The organism is Chitinivorax tropicus (genome assembly GCF_014202905.1).
Classification (GTDB): domain Bacteria; phylum Pseudomonadota; class Gammaproteobacteria; order Burkholderiales; family SCOH01; genus Chitinivorax; species Chitinivorax tropicus.
This window is the reverse complement of the sequence record NZ_JACHHY010000004.1, coordinates 129,421-149,512: the sequence shown is the minus strand read 5'-3', so window position 1 is coordinate 149,512 and position 20,092 is coordinate 129,421. Positions and strand designations below refer to the sequence as shown.

Below are 20,092 nucleotides of genomic sequence, written 5' to 3'. Positions count from 1 at the left end.
CATGCCACTTGGTACGCTTTATTTGATTCCAGCCCCACTGGGGGATGTTCCGCTCGAATACTTCCTGCCTGCGGAGGCCAAACGCATTGTCTCGACGCTGCAACATTTCGTTGTCGAACATCCCAAGACGGCTCGTCTGTACTTGAAGCAGCTGGAGATCGCGACGCCTCTCCAGCAACTGCAGATGAGTGAGCTCAATGAACATACGCCCGCCAATGCTGTGCCAGACCTGCTCAAGCCTTTGATGGCGGGTCACCATGTGGGCTTGCTGTCCGAGGCTGGTTGTCCGGCCATTGCCGATCCTGGCGCATTGCTGGTCAGGCATGCCCATGCCAAGGGTATTCGTGTGAAACCGCTGGTTGGCCCGTCCTCCATTCTGCTGGCGCTGATGGCATCTGGCGCCAATGGTCAGCGGTTCAGTTTCCAGGGCTATCTTCCGGCAGACCCGGCCAATCGCGCCAGGGCATTGAAGGAGCTGGAGAAGCGCTCTGCCCAGCAAGATGAAGCCATCGCCTTCATCGAGACACCTTATCGTAACAATCAGCTTCTGGAGGCCATCCAAAGCCAATGCCGCAGCTCAACACTGCTGTGCGTCGCGAGTAATCTGAACACGGATGATGAAACGATCATTTCGCTGCCCATAGGCAGCTGGCCCAAACCCAATCCCAATCTGCACAAGATTCCGACGGTGTTCGTACTCTACGCCAAACCATAGTGCTACCGATGTGGTGTGCCGCCAGCCTGGGCACACCCGCTCACCCCTGGCACTGCCCCGCCTGTGCGCGCCAGGCAAACGAATTCATTCGAATAATTTCGAATAGAACACCCCATTCTGATACGCGCCTAGCGCATCCCGTCACAGCCACGCCCTGGCCATATCAAGCCAATTGATGCTTATGCAAGCACGGGATGTGTTCGATGGATCTCCTGTGAAAACCCTGGCGAAGCGCCTATGATCAAATAGGAAATCGAATTCAAATATTTCACTTTCAATCAAAAATAAATACAATTCGAAAAATAATTGTAAAAAACGAAAACACTCAGCTATAGTTCAACAGACTATATGATCAGCAGCAGGTGCATCGGCACATCGGGCGTTCCGCCACTTGCTCATTTGGAGGCCACGGACGTGCAGAAGTTGGATTTCGACATCTTGGTGATCGGTGGTGGTATCAATGGTGCGGGGATTGCGCGCGATGCTGCGGGCCGGGGCTATTCGGTGTTGTTATGTGAAAAGGATGATCTGGCTCAACACACGTCCTCTGCCAGCACCAAGCTGATTCATGGTGGTTTGCGCTATCTGGAGTATTACGAATTCGGCCTGGTGCGCAAGGCGTTGCAGGAGCGGGAGGTGCTGCTCCGTTCCGCGCCACATATCATGTGGCCGCTACGCTTTGTCATGCCGCACAACCGGGCCATGCGACCTGCGCTGCTGATCCGTGCTGGGCTGTTTCTATATGATCATCTGGCGCGGCGGGAGATTCTGCGCGGATCACGCACCATCAACCTGCATCGCCACCCCGCTGGCAGCCCGCTCAAGCCCAGCTTTGGGCGGGGGTTTGTCTACTCAGACGGCTGGGTGCAGGATGCGCGGCTGGTGGCGCTCTGTGCGATGGATGCCGCCGAACACGGCGCAGCGGTGCACACCCGCACCCGCTGCATTGCCGCCACCCGAGAAGCGACGGGCTGGCTGGTCACCTTGCAGGCCACGACCGGCCAGACTTGGCAGGTGCGGGCACGCAGCCTGGTCAATGCTGCCGGGCCCTGGGTGGGCGAGGTGCTGGGCACCGTCACCCAGCGCAATGCAGCGCGGCGGGTACGTCTGGTCAAGGGCAGCCATATCATTGTCCCCCGGCTGTATGACCACCATTACGCCTATATTTTCCAGAATCCGGACAAGCGCATCATCTTTGCCATTCCATTCGAGCAGGATTTCACCCTGATCGGCACCACCGATATCGAATACACCGGCGATCCTGGGCTGGTGAGGGCGGACGAGGACGAGATCAACTATCTGTGCGACATGGCCAGCAGTTATTTCCGGCATCGCATCAAGCCCGCTGATGTCGTCTGGCACTACTCTGGCGTGCGTCCTTTGCTGGATGACGAATCCAGCAATGCCTCCAGTGTGACCCGGGACTATGCACTTGAATGCGACACCGATGGCGCCCCCTTGCTCTCGGTGTTCGGCGGTAAGATCACCACCTTCCGAAAACTGGCGGAGGAAGCCGTAGATAGGCTACAGTCGCTACTTGGCGGGGGGCAACCCGCCTGGACAGCCCAAGCAGTGCTGCCTGGCGGGGACATTCCAGGCGCGGATTACGATGCGTTCTGCCAACACATCCAGACACGTCATCCCTGGCTGGACCCAGTCCTTACACATCGCTACACCCGTGCCTATGGAACACGCTGTGAGCGGATACTGGCAGGTTGTCATGCCATGGCTGACCTGGGAGAAGAGATTCTGCCTGGGCTGTATGAGGCAGAAGCCCGTTATCTGGTAGACAACGAGTGGGCGCGGACTGCAGCAGATATGCTGTGGCGACGTTCCAAGCTGGGGTTGAAAGCATTGAAAGATGGTGAGCAGCGGCTGTCCGACTGGCTCGACAAGCATCAAGGGCACCATAGCAGCCCAGACGCCGCCTAGCTACAGCTGACGGACTGCCCGCCCCTAGCCCTGCGGCAGCTGTGGCTGCGTAGTGCGCTTGCAGCTGGCGACGGCTCGTTCATGTGGCGCTCCGCACATGGGCCGGACAATCCGTGCTTCAGGCCAGGCCATGGATCTGATCACCCATGCATCACCTGGGCACGACATCAAGATCGTGCGAACAACAATGAGATGCACACCTAAGTGCACCATTTGAAATCGGCTCCACCACATCACTTTGCTGGGTTTGTTATCCATCGACAACCCAACCTTGACCGCATCCATCGGCCAGCATTGCTCGCCGACCGCAACACAAGCACGAACGGAAGATCGCGGGGCTCGCCCCGGACAAGGAGGACGTTTCATGCTGTTGAAGTTGAATGGTGTCAGCAAGCGGGTGGCGGGTGAAACCCACCTCTACCCACTCGATCTGGTGCTTGCACCCGGCGAGATCAATGTGCTGCTTGGGCCGACCCGGGCAGGCAAGACCACGCTGATGCGCCTGATGGCTGGGCTGGATCACCCAACCACGGGCCAAGTGGTGGACAACGGCGTGGATGTCACTGGTGTATCGGTGCGCAAACGCAATCTGGCCATGGTCTATCAGCAGTTCGTCAATTACCCATCGTTCACTGTATTCGACAATATCGCTTCGCCTTTGCGGCTACAGGGCGGCATCCGGGCCGATGAGATCAGGCGCCGGGTGGGTGAGATGGCGGATAAATTGCACATTGCACACCTGCTGGATCGATTGCCAGGCGAGCTGTCAGGTGGCCAGCAGCAGCGCACCGCCCTGGCCCGGGCGCTGGTCAAACAAGCCCCCTTGTTGTTGCTGGATGAGCCATTGGTCAATCTGGACTACAAGCTGCGCGAGGCGCTGCGCACGGAGCTGAAACAACTGTTCGCCCATGGCTCGACCACCGTTGTGTATGCCACCACCGAGCCACAGGAAGCGCTGTTGCTGGGCGGCCATACCGCCGTGCTGGACGAGGGCCGGCTGTTGCAGTACGGGCCGACTCTCGATGTCTTCCACACCCCGTCATCGATGCGGGTCGCGCAGGTCTTCAGCGACCCACCCATGAATCTGCTGCCCGTCACCGTGCAGCCCGATGAGCGACAGCTGATGCTTGGCCACCACACCCGGCTGCCGTTGGTCAGCCATCTTACTCAGTTGAATCAAGGCCCGGCCATCATCGGCATCCGCCCCAGCCATGTTCGACTGCAGCCACGCCACGCTGATGACCACCCGCTGATCTGTGATGTCGATCTGGCTGAGGTCAGCGGCTCTGACACCTACCTCCATGCCCATCACGCCGGGCTGGCGCTGGTTGCACAATTGCCCGGCGTGCAGCTGTTGCCACCGGGCAGCCAGGTCACGGTCTACCTGAACCCGGCTGACATGTTTGCCTTTGCGGCAGATGGCCCGCTGTTGGCTTCGCCACACCGTCACACCCTGGCGGCAATGCACCAGGCCTCCGTCAACGAATAGGAGCAGTGGACATGATTTCATCACGCGCGTCGGTCTGCTGTTGAGCTTGTTGGTCAAACACGTCGCAGAGCGCCCCTGCAAGCGGCGCTTGACGACACAGGCCCAACAGCAGACCGGCCCGAGGCCAGATCGCTCTCCGAGCAATGCGCCCTTGCCACCCGCTCGACGGCAACGTGCAACGTGCTACCCCGAGATCGACCCGGCACCGGGCTTGCAACCCTGTCAACAACATCTAGGAGGCTGACCATGGCCAGAATCGAACTGGTGAACCTAGGGCACCGTTATGCCAGCCACTTGCCCTACGCCCTGCAACCCCAGAGCCTAGTCTGGGATGATGGTGGCGCCTATGCGCTGCTTGGGCCATCCGGCTGCGGCAAGACCACGCTGCTCAACATCATCTCGGGTCTGCTGATCCCCAGCGATGGCCAGGTGCGGTTTGATGGCCAGGATGTCACCCGGCTGCCGACCGAGCAACGCAACATCGCTCAGGTATTCCAGTTCCCAGTCATCTACGACACGATGACCGTGTTCGACAATCTGGCCTTTCCACTGCGCAACCGTAAGGTGCCGGAGCGTGAGGTCAAAAGCCGGGTGCAGGAAATCGCGGAGATACTTGATCTGACCGGGGAGCTGAAACGCCGGGCCAGCGGGCTGTCAGCAGAGGACAAGCAGCGTATTTCACTAGGGCGTGGTCTGGTGCGCAAAGACGTGGCGGCGGTCTTATTCGATGAGCCATTGACGGTCATCGACCCGCATGTGAAATGGCTGCTGCGCCGCCAGTTGAAGCGCATCCATCAGCAGCTGAAGCTGTCGCTGGTCTATGTCACGCATGATCAGGTCGAGGCACTGACCTTTGCCGATCAGGTGGTGGTCATGTATGAAGGACAGGTGGTGCAAAGCGGGCCGCCACAGGCGTTGTTTGAAACGCCGGAACATACCTTCGTCGGCCACTTCATCGGCAGCCCGGGCATGAATCTACTACCCTGCGATGTGGCAGAGCAAGGCGTCAGGCTGGCTGATCACACCTTGCCGATTGCAACCGACCATCTGTCCCGCCTACGTGCCACGGGGCAGCCCATCACGCTGGGCATCCGGCCCGAGTTCATCCGCCGCGCCCAGGCCGATGATGCGCTGGTGCTCACCGCACAGGTTCACCGGCTGGAAGACCTCGGCACCTACCGGTTATTGACCGCGCAGATTGGCGGGCACCTGCTGTCCGCCAAACTTGGCGAGCACGAGCAGATCGACACACCGCAGATCAGACTGGCTTTCGAGCCTGGCCGGGTGATGTTCTATGCCAATGGCCAGCGTGTAGCGTAAGGAGCCGACATGAACAAGACAACCAACCAGAAAGCTTGGCTGCTGGTGCTCCCAGTGATTCTGTGCGTGGCGTTCTCCGCCATCATCCCCTTGATGACCGTGGTGAATTATTCGGTGCAGGACATCCTGGGCCCAGATCAACGGGTGTTTGTCGGCACGGAGTGGTTCAAAGCCGTGCTGCGCGACAGCGAGCTGCATGGCGCCTTGTATCGCCAGCTGTTGTTTTCAGGCGCGGTGCTGCTGATCGAGATCCCGCTGGGCATCCTGCTGGCGTTGGCCCTGCCCGCTGCCGGCTGGCGGGCCTCATTGAGCCTGGTTCTGCTGGCCATGCCGCTATTGATCCCTTGGAACGTGGTTGGCACCATCTGGCAGATCTTTGGCCGCACCGATATCGGCCTGGCGGGCGTTCTGTTGACCCAAGCCGGTATCGATTACAACTACACCGGCAATGCGCTGGATGCCTGGCTGACCGTGCTGGCCATGGATGTCTGGCATTGGACACCCCTGGTGGCCCTGCTTTGCTACGCCGGTCTGCGCGCCATTCCTGAAGCGTATTACCAGGCGGCCAGGATTGACGGGGCTTCGCGGCTGGCGGTATTCCGTTACATCCAGCTGCCGAAGATGCGCGGCGTGCTGTTGATCGCCTTGCTGCTGCGCTTCATGGATAGCTTCATGATCTACACCGAGCCCTTTGTTCTCACCGGGGGCGGGCCGGGCAATGCCACCACCTTCCTGTCGCAATACCTGGCCCAGAAAGCGGTCGGGCAGTTCGACCTGGGGCCAGCGGCGGCGTTCTCGCTGATCTACTTCCTGATCATCCTGTTGCTGTGTTTCGTGTTCTACAACCTGATCCAGCAAGGTGACCAACCATCCACCACGGAGCGCCCATCATGAGGAAACGCAGCATCGGGCTGGCCATCTATCTGCTGCTGGCCATTCTGCCGATCTACTGGATGTTGACCATGGCCCTCAAATCCAATGAGGAAATCCTGGGCGGATTCAGCCTGTGGCCCGCCCAGGTCACCTTCGACAATTTCAAGCTGATCCTGACAGATCCGGCCTGGTACTCGGGCTATATCAACTCGCTGATCTATGTCGCAATCAACACTGTGCTGTCCGTGGCCGTGGCCTTACCCGCCGCGTATGCTTTTTCACGCTATCGGTTTCTGGGGGACAAACACCTGTTCTTCTGGCTGCTGACCAATCGCATGTCCCCGCCTGCTGTGTTCCTGCTGCCATTTTTCCAGCTCTATTCCAGCATCGGCCTGTTCGATCATCATATCGCCGTCGCCCTGGCTCATATGCTGTTCAATGTGCCGCTGGCGGTCTGGATTCTGGAAGGCTTCATGTCTGGTATCCCACGCGAGATCGACGAAACAGCCTATATCGACGGCTACAGCTTTCCGCATTTTTTCCTGCGTATTTTCATCCCACTGATTCGGGCTGGCATTGGCGTGACAGCTTTTTTCTGCTTCATGTTCAGCTGGGTGGAGCTCTTATTGGCGCGCACGCTGACCTCGGTGGATGCCAAGCCCATCGCGGCAGTCATGACCCGTACCGTCAGCGCTGCAGGCATGGATTGGGGGGTGTTGGCTGCAGCAGGCATTCTCACCCTGGTACCTGGCGCATTGGTGATCTGGTTTGTCCGGAACTACATCGCCAAAGGCTTTGCGATGGGCCGCGTGTAAGCACCCGACCCGATATGGAAGGAGAAAGACATGGAGTGGATGGCCTGGACGCCGATTGTTGCCGGTTTTTTCATCTGCGTGGTGCTGATGCTGATCGGCATGACCATCTGGGAAGTGATCAGCCCGACCGTGCCACGACGCGGCTTTCTACCCCTGGTCACCACCCGGGGCGACCGCCTGTTCCTGGGATTGCTGAGCGCTGCTTATCTCAATCTGGCCTGGGCGGGCCTCACTGACATCAATCAATGGCAGGGTGCAGCGCTGTCGTTCGGGGTACTGGTGATCATCATGCGCTGGGGCTGAGTATCGCCACCTTGCTCACCTGGGGCTTGCACTGTCTGCTTTCCGGCGCAGGCCACCTTGCTGTACCAGAAGGCACACGATAAACAGAAGGAGAAGGTTGTGATGAAAAGAATCGCACTGGCCGTCGCCACCGCATTCGCCACGCAAACCGCCATGGCTGACGTGGCGGAAGCCCAGAAGTGGATCGACACGATGTTCCAACCCAGCACCTTGAACAAACAACAGCAATTGGATGAGCTGAAATGGTTCATGGCAGCCGCCGACAAGCTCAAAGCCAAGGGGATCAAAGAAATCAATGTAGTGTCCGAGACCATCGACACCCACGTCTATGAATCCAAGACGCTCGCCAAGGCGTTTGAGGAGATCACCGGCATCAAGGTCAAGCACGATCTGATCCAAGAAGGCGATGTGGTTGAAAAATTGCAGACTCAGATGCAGTCAGGCAAAAACATCTACGATGGCTGGATCTCGGATTCCGACCTGATCGGTACCCATTTCCGCTATGGCCAGATCGTGCCGCTGACCGACTTCATTGCAGGCGATGCCAAAGACTTCACCAACCCGGGCCTGGATCTGAAGGATTTCATCGGTGCCAAATTCACCACCGCCCCCGATGGCAAGCTCTATCAGCTACCTGATCAACAGTTCGCCAACCTGTATTGGTTCCGTGCTGACTGGTTCGCCCGCCCGGATCTGCAAAAGCAGTTCAAGGCCAAATACGGGTACGACCTGGGGGTGCCGGTCAACTGGTCGGCGTATGAAGACATCGCGAATTTCTTCACCCATGATGTGAAGAACCTTGACGGCGTGCGGGTCTACGGCCACATGGACTATGGCAAGAAAGACCCCAGCCTGGGCTGGCGTTTCACCGATGCCTGGCTGTCGATGGCCGGCACGGCAGACAAAGGCAACCCGAACGGTGTACCCGTAGACGAATGGGGGATTCGTGTCGCTGACGACAAATGCACCCCGGTGGGGGCCTCGATGTCACGTGGTGGTGCAGCCAACAGCCCCGCTGCCGTCTACGCCCTCACCAAATACGTGGACTGGATGAAAGCCTACGCCCCACCACAGGCAACTGGCATGACTTTCTCTGAGGCCGGGCCCGTCCCAGGTCAGGGCAACATTGCCCAGCAGATCTTCTGGTACACCGCCTTCACCAAATCGTTGACCAAACCCGGCCTGCCGGTTGTCAACGCAGATGGCACGCCCAAGTGGCGCATGGCGCCCAGCCCGCATGGCCCCTACTGGAAAGAGGGCATGCAGAACGGCTATCAGGATGTAGGCTCATGGACATTCTTCAGCTCCACGCCGGTCGAGCGTCGCCTCGGCGCATGGCTCTATGCCCAATTCGTGACATCCAAGACCGTGTCATTGAAAAAGAGCATCGAAGGGCTCACTTTCATCCGCGAATCAGACATCCAAAGCAAGGCCATGACCGACATGGCCCCCAAACTGGGCGGCTTGGTCGAGTTCTACCGCAGCCCGGCAAGGGTCGCCTGGACACCGACCGGAACCAATGTGCCGGACTACCCGAAACTGGCGCAGCTATGGTGGAAAAACGTCGCCACTGCTGTGACCGGCGAACAAACGCCCCAAGCCGCCATGGACAATCTGGCCAAGGAAATGGATGGCGTCATGGCACGCCTACAGCGGGCTGGTATGAAGAAATGCCCACCCAAGCTCAATGCCGAAACCGATCCCAAACAATGGATGGCAAAAGGCACGGCCCCCTGGCCCAAATTGGCCAACGAGAAACCTAAAGGCGAAACCGTGCCCTATGAGCAATTATTGCAAGCCTGGAAAGCTGGCAAGGCACGCTGAGCAAGCTGGCCCAATGAAAACGCCACCCATCGGGTGGCGTTTTTTGTCTGATCCGCCCAGATCGATCAAACCGAGAACGAAGAGCCGCAACCGCAAGTGGATTGAGCATTCGGATTCCGAATGACAAATTGTGAACCCTCGATCCCTTCGGTGTAATCAATCTCGGCCCCCACCAGATACTGGTAGCTCATCGGATCGATCAGCAATGTCACCCCGTCTTTATCCAACGCGGTATCATCTTCATTCACCATCTCGTCGAAGGTGAAACCATATTGGAAACCTGAGCAACCACCACCCGTCACAAAGACCCGCAGTTTCAGGTCGGGATTGCCTTCTTCCAGAATGAGCTCTTTTACCTTCGCCGCAGCGCTATCGGTAAAAATCAATGGGCTCGGCATCTCGGTAACGGCATTCATGTCAAACTCCTGAGTTGATTCAATCTTCATTATCCGCCGCCAAGGCGGCAATTTCAATCCAACAGACAGTAGGGATATTGATGCACGATAAGACTTTTTCAATCCCTACCGTACACTTTACCCAAGCAATGTGAGCACGCATCAAACGCAGTTGCATAGCTTCATCGCCCAACTTAGGGCAAGAGTGGCACCACGTCCAGACCCGCCCGCTCGTCCAAGCCAAACAGGATATTCATATTCTGCAACGCTTGGCCTGCTGCCCCTTTCACCAGATTGTCGATGACCGACAAGATCACCACGGTATCCCCACCCTGCGGCTGGTGAACAGCAATACGGCATACATTGGCACCACGCACCGAGCGGGTTTCAGGGTGGCTCCCTGCTGGCAGCACATCGACGAACTGCTCGTTTGCATAGCGCTGCTCATATAGCGCCTGGATATCCGCCGGTTTGTTCAATCTGGCATACAGCGTGGCATGGATACCCCTGATCAAAGGCGTCAAGTGCGGTACGAACGTCAGGCCGACCTCGTGCCCCGCCACTCGGGCCAGGCCTTGACGGATCTCCGGCAAATGACGATGCCCCGCAACACCATAAGCTTTGAAATTATCCCCCGCCTCGGCAAACAGCGCGTGAACCTCAGCCTTACGGCCCGCCCCACTGACACCTGATTTACAATCAGCGATCAAGTGACTGGTATCGATGATCCCCGCCTCGATCAAAGGCAAAAAGCCCAGCTGCACAGCAGTGGGATAGCAGCCAGGGTTGGCAATCAGGCGCGCTTGGCGGATCTGCTCACGATTGATCTCAGGCAAGCCATACACGGCTTCCGCAATCAAACCGGGGCTGGCATGCTGCATCCCATACCAATGTTCCCAGGTTGATACATCCTTGATACGGTAATCTGCCGCCAGATCGATCACTTTCACCCCGGCATCCAGCAGGGCCTGTGCCTGCGACATGGCAATGCCATTCGGGGTGGCAAAGAAGACGACATCACACTGTTTCAGATCTGCCTTGGCGGGATCGCTGAAGGCAATATCCACCCAACCACGCAAGCTGGGATACATCTCAGCAACAGGCATACCCTCCTCTTTGCGTGAGGTGACAGCAGTCAGCTTCACCTCCGGATGACGAGCCAACAACCTCAACAGCTCAACACCGGTATATCCCGTACCCCCAACAATACCTACCTTGATCACTGTGACTCTCCTGCCAATAAATTTCGATGCACTGCAACATACTACCACGCCAAACCACCCCAGATGGACATCGCTTTACATTCCACGGGTAAGGCTTCACAACTCAAATCAGGCCATCAACCAACGGATGACCTGAGTAGCCGTCAATAGGAGGTGACCACCCTTTACATGGACGACAGGCCACCACCACAGTCGCCCCAGCGCCAATCGCAATGGGTGCCAGTCAAGCTTTGTTACCCGTGGTCGATGCCTCTCATTCAGCCATGCACTTTGATCACTGATCGACTGCGCGTAAACGGATTACCCATGCATGCATTTCCGCAGCCCTCTTTCATGGCGCTACCAAGCCATTGCCGATGCAAAGCCATCACGCCACAAAACAAAAGCCGCCCGAAGGCGGCTTTTGCTGAAGGCAACCAGGCGATCAACGCTTGGAGAACTGCTTGCGGCGACGAGCACCACGCAGACCAACCTTCTTACGTTCAACTTCACGTGCATCACGAGTCATCAGACCTGCCTTACGCAGAGCAGACTTCAAAGAGGCATCGTAGTCAACCAAAGCACGGGCGATACCATGGCGAACCGCGCCAGCTTGACCGTTTTCACCGCCACCAGTCACGTTGACTTTGATGTCGAACGTTTCAACATGGTTGGTCAGCTCCAGCGGCTGACGCACGATCATGCGGCCGGTTTCACGAGAGAAATACTCATCAACAGGCTTGCCGTTGACGATGATCTGACCCTTGCCAGCAGCCAGGAACACGCGAGCGACAGCGCTCTTGCGACGGCCGGTACCGTAGTTATATTTACCGATCATGGTGCGAATCCCTTAGATGTCCAGAACTTTGGGCTGTTGAGCTGTGTGCGGATGCTCAGCACCAGCATATACTTTCAGCTTCTTCAGCATGGCGTAGCCCAATGGGCCCTTTGGCAGCATGCCCTTGACAGCTTTCTCCAGGGTACGTTCCGGGAACTGCTCTTGCATTTCGCGGAAGGTACGCTGATAGATACCGCCAGGGTAGCCAGAGTGGCGATAGTATTTCTTGTCTTCAAACTTGGCGCCAGTAACGCGAAGTTTCTCAACGTTCACAACAACGATGTAATCGCCAGTGTCAACGTGAGGGGTGTATTCTGCTTTATGCTTGCCACGCAGGCGGCGAGCGATTTCGGCTGCGAGGCGGCCGAGCACCTTGTCGGTGGCATCCACGACGAACCAGTCGCGTTTCACCTCATGCGGCTTGGCGGAGAAGGTTTTCATTCGTTCTTCCAATAAGCTAGATTTCGAGAAAGTTGCGGATTGTAAGCTGGAACGAACGAAGCGTCAATGAAAAGACGCGCGTGCAAAAACCCCTACCCCAAATCCGTTTGGGGCCGGTTTATCGCATCGCACATTTCGTTTGTTGCAGCGCAACCAACGCAGGTCACTTACGTTAAACCCCTCCTCCAATCCGCCTCAAGACAAAAAAAAGCGCAATCTTGGGGATTGCGCCAAATTCCACCAAAGAAGGAGGATGGAGGAGACAACACCAAAACACACATTGCGTGTAACGTCTTAGTGCTGAGTTCATTATACGGATTCAGACAAACAATGCAACTTTTTTTGTGCAGTGCAGTGTAAAAACCATGTGCAAATGCACATGACTGCCAGTCAGAATGCCGGTTGCCGCGTTTCTGGTTACAATGAAGTTCATCCTCGAACCAGTGCATCTTTGAGAAGGGCGTTAAGTATGAAGGCAAGAATCAAGTGGGTGGAAGGTGTGAGCTTTCTGGGTGAAACGCAAAGTGGTCATGCCGTATTGATGGATGGCCCACCGGAAGGTGGTGGCCGTAATCTCGGCCCTCGCCCGATGGAGATGGTGCTGCTGGGTACGGGGGGATGTACCAGCTATGATGTCATCCATATTCTGAAAAAAGGACGGCATGAGGTTTCGGATTGCCATGTGGAGATCGAAGCTGATCGCGCCGACAGCGACCCGAAGGTGTTCACCCGCATTCACTTTCATTTCGTGGTGAAGGGCAAGGGGCTCAAAGAGGAGGTTGTGAAGCGTGCAATCGAGCTTTCTGCTGAAAAATACTGCTCAGCTTCGATCATGCTAGGCAAGACTGCCGACATCACACATGATTTTGAGATCATCGCTGAATAAAACTGATTGATGATTCAGGGTGACCAAGCCAGCCGGTAACAGGCGGGCTTGGTTGGACTCATACCCAATACGCTGTGCCGGTCATAACCTTGGATGACAATTTCATCAGCCCCCGCACCGGCAGCGGCAGCTTGGCGGCACCATGCGCTATTGCTGTCTCGGCATGCTGCGCTTCATCATCACGCATCTGTACCAGAATCGCTCGACTTTTGGTATCGGCTTCCGGCAGCTTGCTTAGATGACTATCTAGATGACGACATACTTGGCGTTCGGTTTCCGCCAGGAAACCGAGGTTCCATTTGTCGCCAATCAACCCTGCCACGACGCCGATCGTCAATGATCCGGTATACCACACCGGGTTGAGGAGGCTCTTGCGTCCGCCCAGCTCGGCAATGCGCCGCTCGGTCCAGGCCAGATGCTCTGTCTCCTCCCAGGCTGCGTGCTCCAAGGCCTCACGGGTGGCAGGATCACGTGCGGTCAGGGCTTGGCCTTGATAGAGAGCTTGGGCGCAAATCTCACCGACATGGTTGATGCGCATCAGGGCGGCGGCGTGTTTCTTCTCTTCCTCGGTCAGGGGGGCTTCATCGATCTGCTCATCCGGGTAGGGGCGGATGGTGTGGGCGGGTGCCAGCAGGGTACGCAATCCTTTGTCGAACTCCACGATCAGTCGGTCGAGCGTCAGCATGAAATGAAAGCCTTTGATACGGACAATGGTCGGTATTTTATCAGCCTATGGCAAATTCCAGTTGATTTTGCGCAAGTGATGTCAATCAGGCGTTCATTGGTATAATGTCTGGCTTTCCTGAAAACAGCACGGAGTAACACAGATGATTCTCGACCGCGTTCCTGCCGGTAAGGATGTGCCCAATGATTTCAATGTTGTGATCGAAATCCCGGCCAACAGCTCGCCAATCAAATACGAACTGGATAAAGAGACCGGTGCGATGTTCGTTGATCGCTTCATGGGTACAGCCATGTTCTACCCTTGCAATTACGGCTATGTGCCCAACACCTTGTCCGAGGACGGCGACCCGGTGGATGTGCTGGTGGTCACGCCGTTCCCGTTACAGATTGGTGTCGTAGTCCGTTGCCGTGCGCTGGGTATGCTGCGCATGGAGGATGAATCAGGCATCGATGCCAAGCTGGTTGCCGTACCTGTTGAAAAGCTGTGTCCGATGTACAAGGACATCAAGACCACGGCTGATCTGCCTGAGCTGCTGCTGTCTCAGATCGCACACTTCTTCGAGCACTATAAGGATCTCGAAAAAGGTAAGTGGGTGAAGGTGCAAGGCTGGGCTGATGTCGAAGCGGCCAAGCAGGAGCTGATCGACGGTGTTGCCCGCTACAAGGCGTAAAACACACCAAGTCAGAAAACCGCCTTCGGGCGGTTTTTTTTTAAGTGCAGGAATGGATGAGGTAGAAATACCGCCGCCCAGGCGGACCGACCTCTTTGGAACCAATCGGCAAATGCGCCACCATGGCGCTTGGTGAGGCTATTGCACTTCCAACGCATTTCAATACATCGACAGACGATGTGCGCCCATTGCCGCAAGATGGGGATTCAATGTTATAACCGCACCAGCAGGATCTGACGAATTGAAATGAACGTTTTTCGCGGTCATGTCTCACATGGCCAGCATGTAAACACCAAGTAGGCCAGCATGCAGAATGAAACCAATGGGCGCGCATGCTGACCACTCCCCACATTGCCCACCCCACTTAGGATTGAAAATGCGTCAATACAAGCTTACAGCGTTGTTGCTGGCTGCCTTATGGGCCACACCCGCAGCCTTTGCCCAGTCCGGTGTCGATCAGGCTGGCATCGACCCCAACACCCGTGCACAGGATGATCTGTTCCGGGCTGCCAATGGCAATTGGTTGGCCACGACTGAGATTCCTGCCGACCGAGCTGGCTGGGGCTCCTTTTCAGTATTGAATGAGCAATCCAAGCAACGGCTACGGGATATGATCCTGGCGTTGGTCGCTGCGGAACAAACACCTGGCAGCGAGGCTGACAAGATCGCCAAATTCCACCGCGCCTATATGAATACCGATGCGGTGCAGAAACAGGCCTTGTCTGCCATTTCACCGTGGCTCGATCGCATTGACGCATTGAAAGACAAAGACGAACTCGCTCGCTTATTGGGCGAGATGAGCCGGGCGGGGTTGTCCGGGCCAATCGATGTCTACGTGCAACAAGACCGCAAACAGTCGGATCGCTATCTGGCGCACATGTCTCAGGCCGGGCTAGGCCTGCCGGAGCGGGATTACTACCTGAAGAAAGATGCTCGTTTCAAACAAGCGCGGTCCGCTTACCAACAATATCTGACCCAGCTCATGACGCTGTCAGGTGAGTCACGCGCTTCGCAGAAAGCTGCCGATGTGCTTGCTTTTGAAACCCGGCTGGCAACCGTCAATTGGGATGCCACGACCAATCAGGACGCCACCAAGACCTACAACAAACGGGCCTTGGATCGCCTGAACAAAGAGGCCCCGGGGATGAACTGGTCTGTATTCCTGGATGCAGCAGGCCTCGCCACGGCTGGCGAAGCCAATATCGAGCAGCCCAGCTACATGGCGGGACTGGCCAAGTTGCTGGCCAAGGCACCGCTGGCGACCTGGCAGACCTATTTGAAAGTCCGCCTGCTGGATAATGCGGCGCCCTATCTGCACCGGCCTTTTGAAGAGGCGGCGTTCAAGTTCCATGATCAAGCCTTGTCCGGCACCCCACAGGAAAAACCACGGATCAAGAAAGCCGTCGAAGCAGCGGAGGGCAGCTTGGGCGAGGCATTGGGCAAGCTGTATGTGGAGCGTTACTTCCCAGCCGACTCGAAAAAGCGGGTCGAACAGATGGTGGAGAACCTGATGACCGCCTATCGTCAGAGCATCGACAACCTGAGCTGGATGACCCCGGCCACCAAAGAAAAGGCCCGCGAGAAGCTGAGCAAATATCAAGTCAAGATTGGTTACCCCAATAAGTGGCGCGACTATAGCAAGCTGGAAATCAAGGATGACGATCTGGCAGGCAATATGCTGCGTGTCCAGCGCTTCAAGCAGGACTTCCAGCTGGCGCACCTGGGCCAGCCGGTCGATCGAGAGGAATGGGGCATGACGCCACAGACTGTCAATGCCTATTACTCACCCAACCAGAACGAAATCGTGTTCCCGGCTGCCATCCTCCAGCCACCATTTTTCAATGCCGAAGCGGATGATGCCGTCAACTACGGTGCGATTGGCGCCATCATCGGGCACGAGATCAGCCACGGGTTTGATACTGAGGGCAGTAAATTCGATGGCAATGGCAACCTGGTGAACTGGTGGCAGCCGGCGGATCGTGCCGCATTCGAGAAATTGGCGGATCAACTGGTAGCCCAATACAACCGCTATGAGGTGCTGCCAGGCAAGTTCGTCAATGGCCGATTGACGGTGACGGAGAACATTGCCGATCTATCCGGCCTGCAGATCGCCTACAAGGCCTATCATCTATCACTGAATGGGCAACCTGCCCCCAAGATCGATGGCTACACAGGTGATCAACGGTTCTTCCTGGGCTGGGCGCAGGGCTGGCGTGCCAAGCTGCGTGAGCCGCTGATGCTGAAGCTACTGGTCAGCGACCCGCACTCACCTGGCCATTTCCGCACCAATGGGGCCGCGTTGAATACCGACAGTTTCCACGAGGCATTCGGTACCAAGCAAGGCGATAAGATGTTCAAGCCGCAAGCGGAGCGCATCCGCATCTGGTAAGCCAGCCTGAGGACTACTCACATGGCTGCTGGGTGCTGTTGATACCGCACCCAGGCATCACCCCAGGGGCTGGGCGAACTCCCAGCCCGCTGCCAGCACCTGATCAATCGCCTGTAATGCTTGCTGCAAGCGCCACTCACGGCTGCCGGTGATTTTCAACCAAGGCACGGATTGTGCCTGCAACACCTCACAGAAACGCTCTGTCATCCAGGCGCGAATTTCCTCTCCATCGCGCAGTCCATCGTCTTCAAATGGCACATGCTCGTGGTCGGTCAGCAGATACAATGCCCTCGGCGGCATGCGGGCAGCCACGTCACAGCATGCCGCCGAGGCGCTGCCCATATAGCGCTCATGCCAGATGGTGGTGGCCAGCGCATCGGTGTCGCAGATCAAAACAGGGCTGCCTTGTCTGCCGGCCCAGTCCTCACGCTGGGTCTGCGTGGCCGCGATAAAGGTGAATTCGTCGCTGTGCCAGTCCAGATCAGCCACACCGGGCCGTGGGCGATGATTGAAGAGCGCCAGCCCTTGCGCCATCGCCAATTTATTCCAGGTGTGTTCGCGGCCAAACTCGGGCACCCATTGCGTCGCCGCCCACACGCCGCCTCTGGCCTGCAGTGCCTGCGTCAGATCGCAGGCCAAGGTGGTGGTGCCGGTCGATTCCGCGCCCAGTACCACAATCCGTTTACATAAGGCAGCTTTGACCGGAGCTGTCAGCCGTGACCATGTCGAAATGGGCGACGCCCGCACTGCCGTACCGGAAACCGGATAACTGACCCGAGGCAGATCCAGGCAGACCGGCACGGCCTGGAAACGCCTGGCCAGCTCCACCACATATGGCTCGGAGGCAAACACCGCATCCACCGGCTGCAGCGGCGCCAGCCGTTGCCGGTTGGCCTCCGCAACCACCCAACGGAAATGGGCCTCATGTGCATCCCAGATGGCCGGGTCGTGATAATCCACTGGCGTATCGTCGTGGCGGCCCACGACGATGACATGTGGGCAGTCTGCCAGGTCTTCCCGCATCCAGGCCAGCCGGTCAGCCAATGCGATGGATTCACCCGAGCCCGGCAACACGCCCACTGTGACCTGCTGGCAATAGCTGGCTGCGGTGCGGATCAGGTAATAGTGTCCGGCATGGGGTGGGTAGAATTTACCGATCACCAAGCCATGACGAAAGGTGGGCTCAAGCTTGACCATCGGCAGGCTCCAGTACCAATCCGCTCTCCTGCTGATCCCCCAGTGCACGGCGCCAGACCACAAACCCATGGCAGGCCATGACCAGGAACAAACCATACAGCAGGGCGACCAGATACAGGTCTTTACTGACATAGAGCGGAATCGACACCAGATCGACCACCACCCACACCAGCCAGCTTTCCAGCCGTTTGCGGTTCATCAGCCCCTGTGCGACCAGGCTCAGTGAAGTCACCAACGCATCCAGGAAAGGCGCACCACCTTTGACATACCACAAGGCTGGCCACATCACAGCCTGTAATGCCAGGCCAATCAGCGCCGCCAGCCACAGTTCGCGGTGCCCTGCCCGCGCAACTTGCAACGGCCCTTCGCCATGAATGCCATGCAGCCACTCCCACCAACCTCGCAAGCCCAATGCGATGAACAGGATCTGCAATATCGCATCCGCGAACAAACGCGCATCGACAAACAGCATCAGCAACAATGCGCTGTTGGCGATACCAATCGGGTAATTCCAGATGTTCTGCCGCCATACCAGCGCCACGCAGGCAATGCCCGTGACAAAGCCCAGCACCTCGGCCCAGGACATGGGCGCACCCCAGGCAACCAATGCCGGCATGTTCAGCCAATCAAACATCATCTGAAACATGTATCATCCCTTCCATGAAAAAAGCCGTGTCAGCGACACGGCTTGGCGCGATTCACACCGCATTGGCGCGGACTTCATCGAAACTGAAGTCCCGCAGCAACTGGCCGTTCTCCCAGACCGGTACCAGCACCTCATCAAAGCCCTCGGGTATCACCTCATCAACCCGCAACGAGCGATATTCGCCGTCTTGATTGCGAAACAGTGAAATACGACCTCGCTTGGAGCGCTTGCCCGAGTCAGTGACCGGGTCTTTGTAGACATCCACCCATTCACCCTGGATGCGCATGGCAGAGCATTTCATGGCCCATTTCAAGGTGTCGCGGTTCAAACCTTGCAGCAGCATGCCGCCCATGCCGAATGCCACGTTCTCGGCGCTGAACCCAGCAGCCAGCAGGCCATCCAGAATGGCGCGCACACTGCTTGGGTTGATACCATCCCCCTGGATCAGTCGCACATGCTTGAGCACCTTGTACCCCTTGCCATTCACGGTACTGCCAAAGCGTGCATCCAGCAAATGGGCGCATTTCAACACCACGGTTGCCGGGTCGCCCGAGTCCGGGCGGATCACCACAGTCGCCCCGGAATCCACGACAGCCTGCCGCAAGGTGTCACCCCAAATGTGTTCAACGGCGTGATAGATATCATAGGAATCAGACACCACCGCCACCAGACTGCCCGGCTTGGCAAATTGGGTCAACATGTTCTGGTAGGCCGCCACCTCGCCAGCCCGCCCCCAGCTGGTGATGGTGGAGTGCTCCGCCGCCGGGATCGAATAGGCGGCCATCTCCACCCCATAATAACGCTTGGCGGCCACCACACCCATCACGGTATCGCTGCCCATGAAATTGACCAGATGCGCCATGCCCCCCAGGGCAGATGACTCAGTGCTGGATACGCCGCGCGCACCGAAATCATGCAATTTGAACGGCAGCTCGCCATCCGGGTTGTCACAGCTGATGTCCAGATAGTGACGGATCAACTGTTTCAGATGATAACTCTGAGTCGCAACGCTGGCGGGGTACCACACTCTTAACAACAGTGGTTCGAAATAAGAGCCGACCCAGAAGAAATCAGGATGGGTGGATTCGATGGTGGCCAGCACCTGCCGGGTTGGCACCACCAGCCCTTCAGGCGCAGCCTTGATCCGGATCGGCAGAAAGCCTCCCAGCTCATCGACGATGCGATGAAAACCCACGGCATTGAATGGCTCGCCATGCGCCTGGAAAAACGTGGCAGCCTCGTCAACCATGGCATGGGTGATGGGCTTGCCCAGATACTCCTTCAAAATGCTTTGCAGGCCAAAAAACACCAGCTTGTCCCACGCTCCACCTCGGGACTCGATATAGCTGAACATGGCATCAGCCCCAGCGGGGTATTGCAGGAAATGAGATGCTTTATAGGAATCGGTATTCAGCAGAATATTGTCGAACATAATGAACCTCCAACGGTTTCAGGGCTGTAAAACGCGGGTC

19 protein-coding genes are annotated in these 20,092 nt (G+C 57.2%); 11 read left to right on the top strand and 8 right to left on the bottom strand.

The genetic code is table 11. The features are described 5' to 3' along the window. The first annotated feature begins 1 nt into the window (after nucleotide 1). The 8 genes from HNQ59_RS04425 (at nucleotide 2) to HNQ59_RS04390 (ending at nucleotide 9,271) form a co-directional block, all read left to right on the top strand. On the top strand, nucleotides 2-715 hold the full coding sequence (locus tag HNQ59_RS04425) for an SAM-dependent methyltransferase (protein ID WP_184035759.1): 714 nt from the start codon (nucleotides 2-4) through the stop codon (nucleotides 713-715). 348 nt (nucleotides 716-1,063) lie between these two features. Beyond that, a complete protein-coding gene (gene glpD / locus HNQ59_RS04420) occupies nucleotides 1,064-2,647 on the top strand; it encodes a glycerol-3-phosphate dehydrogenase (RefSeq protein WP_184035756.1) in 1,584 nt (527 codons plus the stop codon). A gap of 364 nt (nucleotides 2,648-3,011) precedes the next feature. Next, nucleotides 3,012-4,136, top strand: coding sequence for an ABC transporter ATP-binding protein (locus HNQ59_RS04415; protein WP_184035754.1), 1,125 nt, complete (start codon nucleotides 3,012-3,014; stop codon nucleotides 4,134-4,136). Between the two features lie 246 nt (nucleotides 4,137-4,382). After that, nucleotides 4,383-5,456: an ABC transporter ATP-binding protein gene (locus tag HNQ59_RS04410; RefSeq protein ID WP_184035751.1), complete on the top strand. Its 1,074-nt coding sequence runs from the start codon at nucleotides 4,383-4,385 to the stop codon at nucleotides 5,454-5,456. A 9-nt stretch (nucleotides 5,457-5,465) separates the two neighbouring features. Further along, nucleotides 5,466-6,350: a carbohydrate ABC transporter permease gene (locus HNQ59_RS04405; protein ID WP_184035748.1), complete on the top strand. Its 885-nt coding sequence runs from the start codon at nucleotides 5,466-5,468 to the stop codon at nucleotides 6,348-6,350. After that, nucleotides 6,347-7,144: a carbohydrate ABC transporter permease gene (locus tag HNQ59_RS04400; RefSeq protein ID WP_184035746.1), complete on the top strand. Its 798-nt coding sequence runs from the start codon at nucleotides 6,347-6,349 to the stop codon at nucleotides 7,142-7,144. The genes HNQ59_RS04405 and HNQ59_RS04400 overlap by 4 nt, the downstream gene beginning before the upstream one ends. A 30-nt stretch (nucleotides 7,145-7,174) precedes the next feature. Then, the gene (locus tag HNQ59_RS04395) at nucleotides 7,175-7,447 is read left to right on the top strand and encodes a DUF2160 domain-containing protein (RefSeq protein ID WP_184035742.1); all 273 of its coding nucleotides are present in this window, start codon (nucleotides 7,175-7,177) and stop codon (nucleotides 7,445-7,447) included. A 102-nt stretch (nucleotides 7,448-7,549) separates the two neighbouring features. Further along, complete coding sequence (locus HNQ59_RS04390; protein WP_184035740.1) at nucleotides 7,550-9,271, top strand: ABC transporter substrate-binding protein; 1,722 nt, start codon at nucleotides 7,550-7,552, stop codon at nucleotides 9,269-9,271. Nucleotides 9,272-9,336: 65 nt separating this feature from the next. Here HNQ59_RS04390 and erpA read toward each other — a convergent pair whose 3' ends face one another. From erpA to rplM, 4 genes are all read right to left on the bottom strand, one after another. Continuing rightward, the gene (erpA, locus tag HNQ59_RS04385) at nucleotides 9,337-9,687 is read right to left on the bottom strand and encodes an iron-sulfur cluster insertion protein ErpA (protein ID WP_184035737.1); all 351 of its coding nucleotides are present in this window, start codon (nucleotides 9,685-9,687) and stop codon (nucleotides 9,337-9,339) included. A 173-nt stretch (nucleotides 9,688-9,860) separates the two neighbouring features. Next, the gene (argC, locus tag HNQ59_RS04380) at nucleotides 9,861-10,889 is read right to left on the bottom strand and encodes an N-acetyl-gamma-glutamyl-phosphate reductase (RefSeq protein ID WP_184035735.1); all 1,029 of its coding nucleotides are present in this window, start codon (nucleotides 10,887-10,889) and stop codon (nucleotides 9,861-9,863) included. Nucleotides 10,890-11,313: 424 nt separating this feature from the next. Then, a complete protein-coding gene (rpsI, locus tag HNQ59_RS04375; protein WP_184035732.1) occupies nucleotides 11,314-11,706 on the bottom strand; it encodes a 30S ribosomal protein S9 in 393 nt (130 codons plus the stop codon). Nucleotides 11,707-11,718: 12 nt separating this feature from the next. Then, nucleotides 11,719-12,147, bottom strand: a complete 429-nt coding sequence (gene rplM, locus HNQ59_RS04370) for a 50S ribosomal protein L13 (RefSeq protein WP_184035730.1) — start codon at nucleotides 12,145-12,147, stop codon at nucleotides 11,719-11,721. 469 nt (nucleotides 12,148-12,616) lie between these two features. Here rplM and HNQ59_RS04365 point away from each other — a divergent pair, with 469 nt between their 5' ends. Continuing rightward, nucleotides 12,617-13,033 (top strand): OsmC family protein, encoded by a 417-nt coding sequence (locus HNQ59_RS04365; RefSeq protein ID WP_184035973.1) that lies wholly within the window; start codon nucleotides 12,617-12,619, stop codon nucleotides 13,031-13,033. A gap of 58 nt (nucleotides 13,034-13,091) precedes the next feature. Here the strand turns inward: HNQ59_RS04365 and coq7 are convergent, their stop codons facing one another. Further along, on the bottom strand, nucleotides 13,092-13,718 hold the full coding sequence (gene coq7, locus HNQ59_RS04360; protein ID WP_184035727.1) for a 2-polyprenyl-3-methyl-6-methoxy-1,4-benzoquinone monooxygenase: 627 nt from the start codon (nucleotides 13,716-13,718) through the stop codon (nucleotides 13,092-13,094). A 142-nt stretch (nucleotides 13,719-13,860) separates the two neighbouring features. On the opposite strand from coq7, the gene ppa reads away from it, so the two are divergent. Together ppa and HNQ59_RS04350 are read left to right on the top strand one after the other, a co-directional pair. Next, complete coding sequence (gene ppa, locus HNQ59_RS04355; RefSeq protein WP_184035724.1) at nucleotides 13,861-14,388, top strand: inorganic diphosphatase; 528 nt, start codon at nucleotides 13,861-13,863, stop codon at nucleotides 14,386-14,388. A 376-nt stretch (nucleotides 14,389-14,764) separates the two neighbouring features. Further along, nucleotides 14,765-16,777, top strand: coding sequence for a M13 family metallopeptidase (locus tag HNQ59_RS04350; protein WP_184035721.1), 2,013 nt, complete (start codon nucleotides 14,765-14,767; stop codon nucleotides 16,775-16,777). A 57-nt stretch (nucleotides 16,778-16,834) separates the two neighbouring features. Here the strand turns inward: HNQ59_RS04350 and HNQ59_RS04345 are convergent, their stop codons facing one another. From HNQ59_RS04345 to HNQ59_RS04335, 3 genes are read right to left on the bottom strand one after another with little or no spacing between them, the layout of a single operon-like run. Further along, a complete protein-coding gene (locus tag HNQ59_RS04345) occupies nucleotides 16,835-17,974 on the bottom strand; it encodes an AAA family ATPase (protein WP_184035718.1) in 1,140 nt (379 codons plus the stop codon). Then, the gene (gene pnuC / locus HNQ59_RS04340; RefSeq protein WP_184035715.1) at nucleotides 17,961-18,620 is read right to left on the bottom strand and encodes a nicotinamide riboside transporter PnuC; all 660 of its coding nucleotides are present in this window, start codon (nucleotides 18,618-18,620) and stop codon (nucleotides 17,961-17,963) included. The genes HNQ59_RS04345 and pnuC overlap by 14 nt, the downstream gene beginning before the upstream one ends. Nucleotides 18,621-18,672: 52 nt before the next feature. Further along, nucleotides 18,673-20,052, bottom strand: a complete 1,380-nt coding sequence (locus HNQ59_RS04335) for a nicotinate phosphoribosyltransferase (protein WP_184035713.1) — start codon at nucleotides 20,050-20,052, stop codon at nucleotides 18,673-18,675. Nucleotides 20,053-20,092 lie beyond the last annotated feature (40 nt).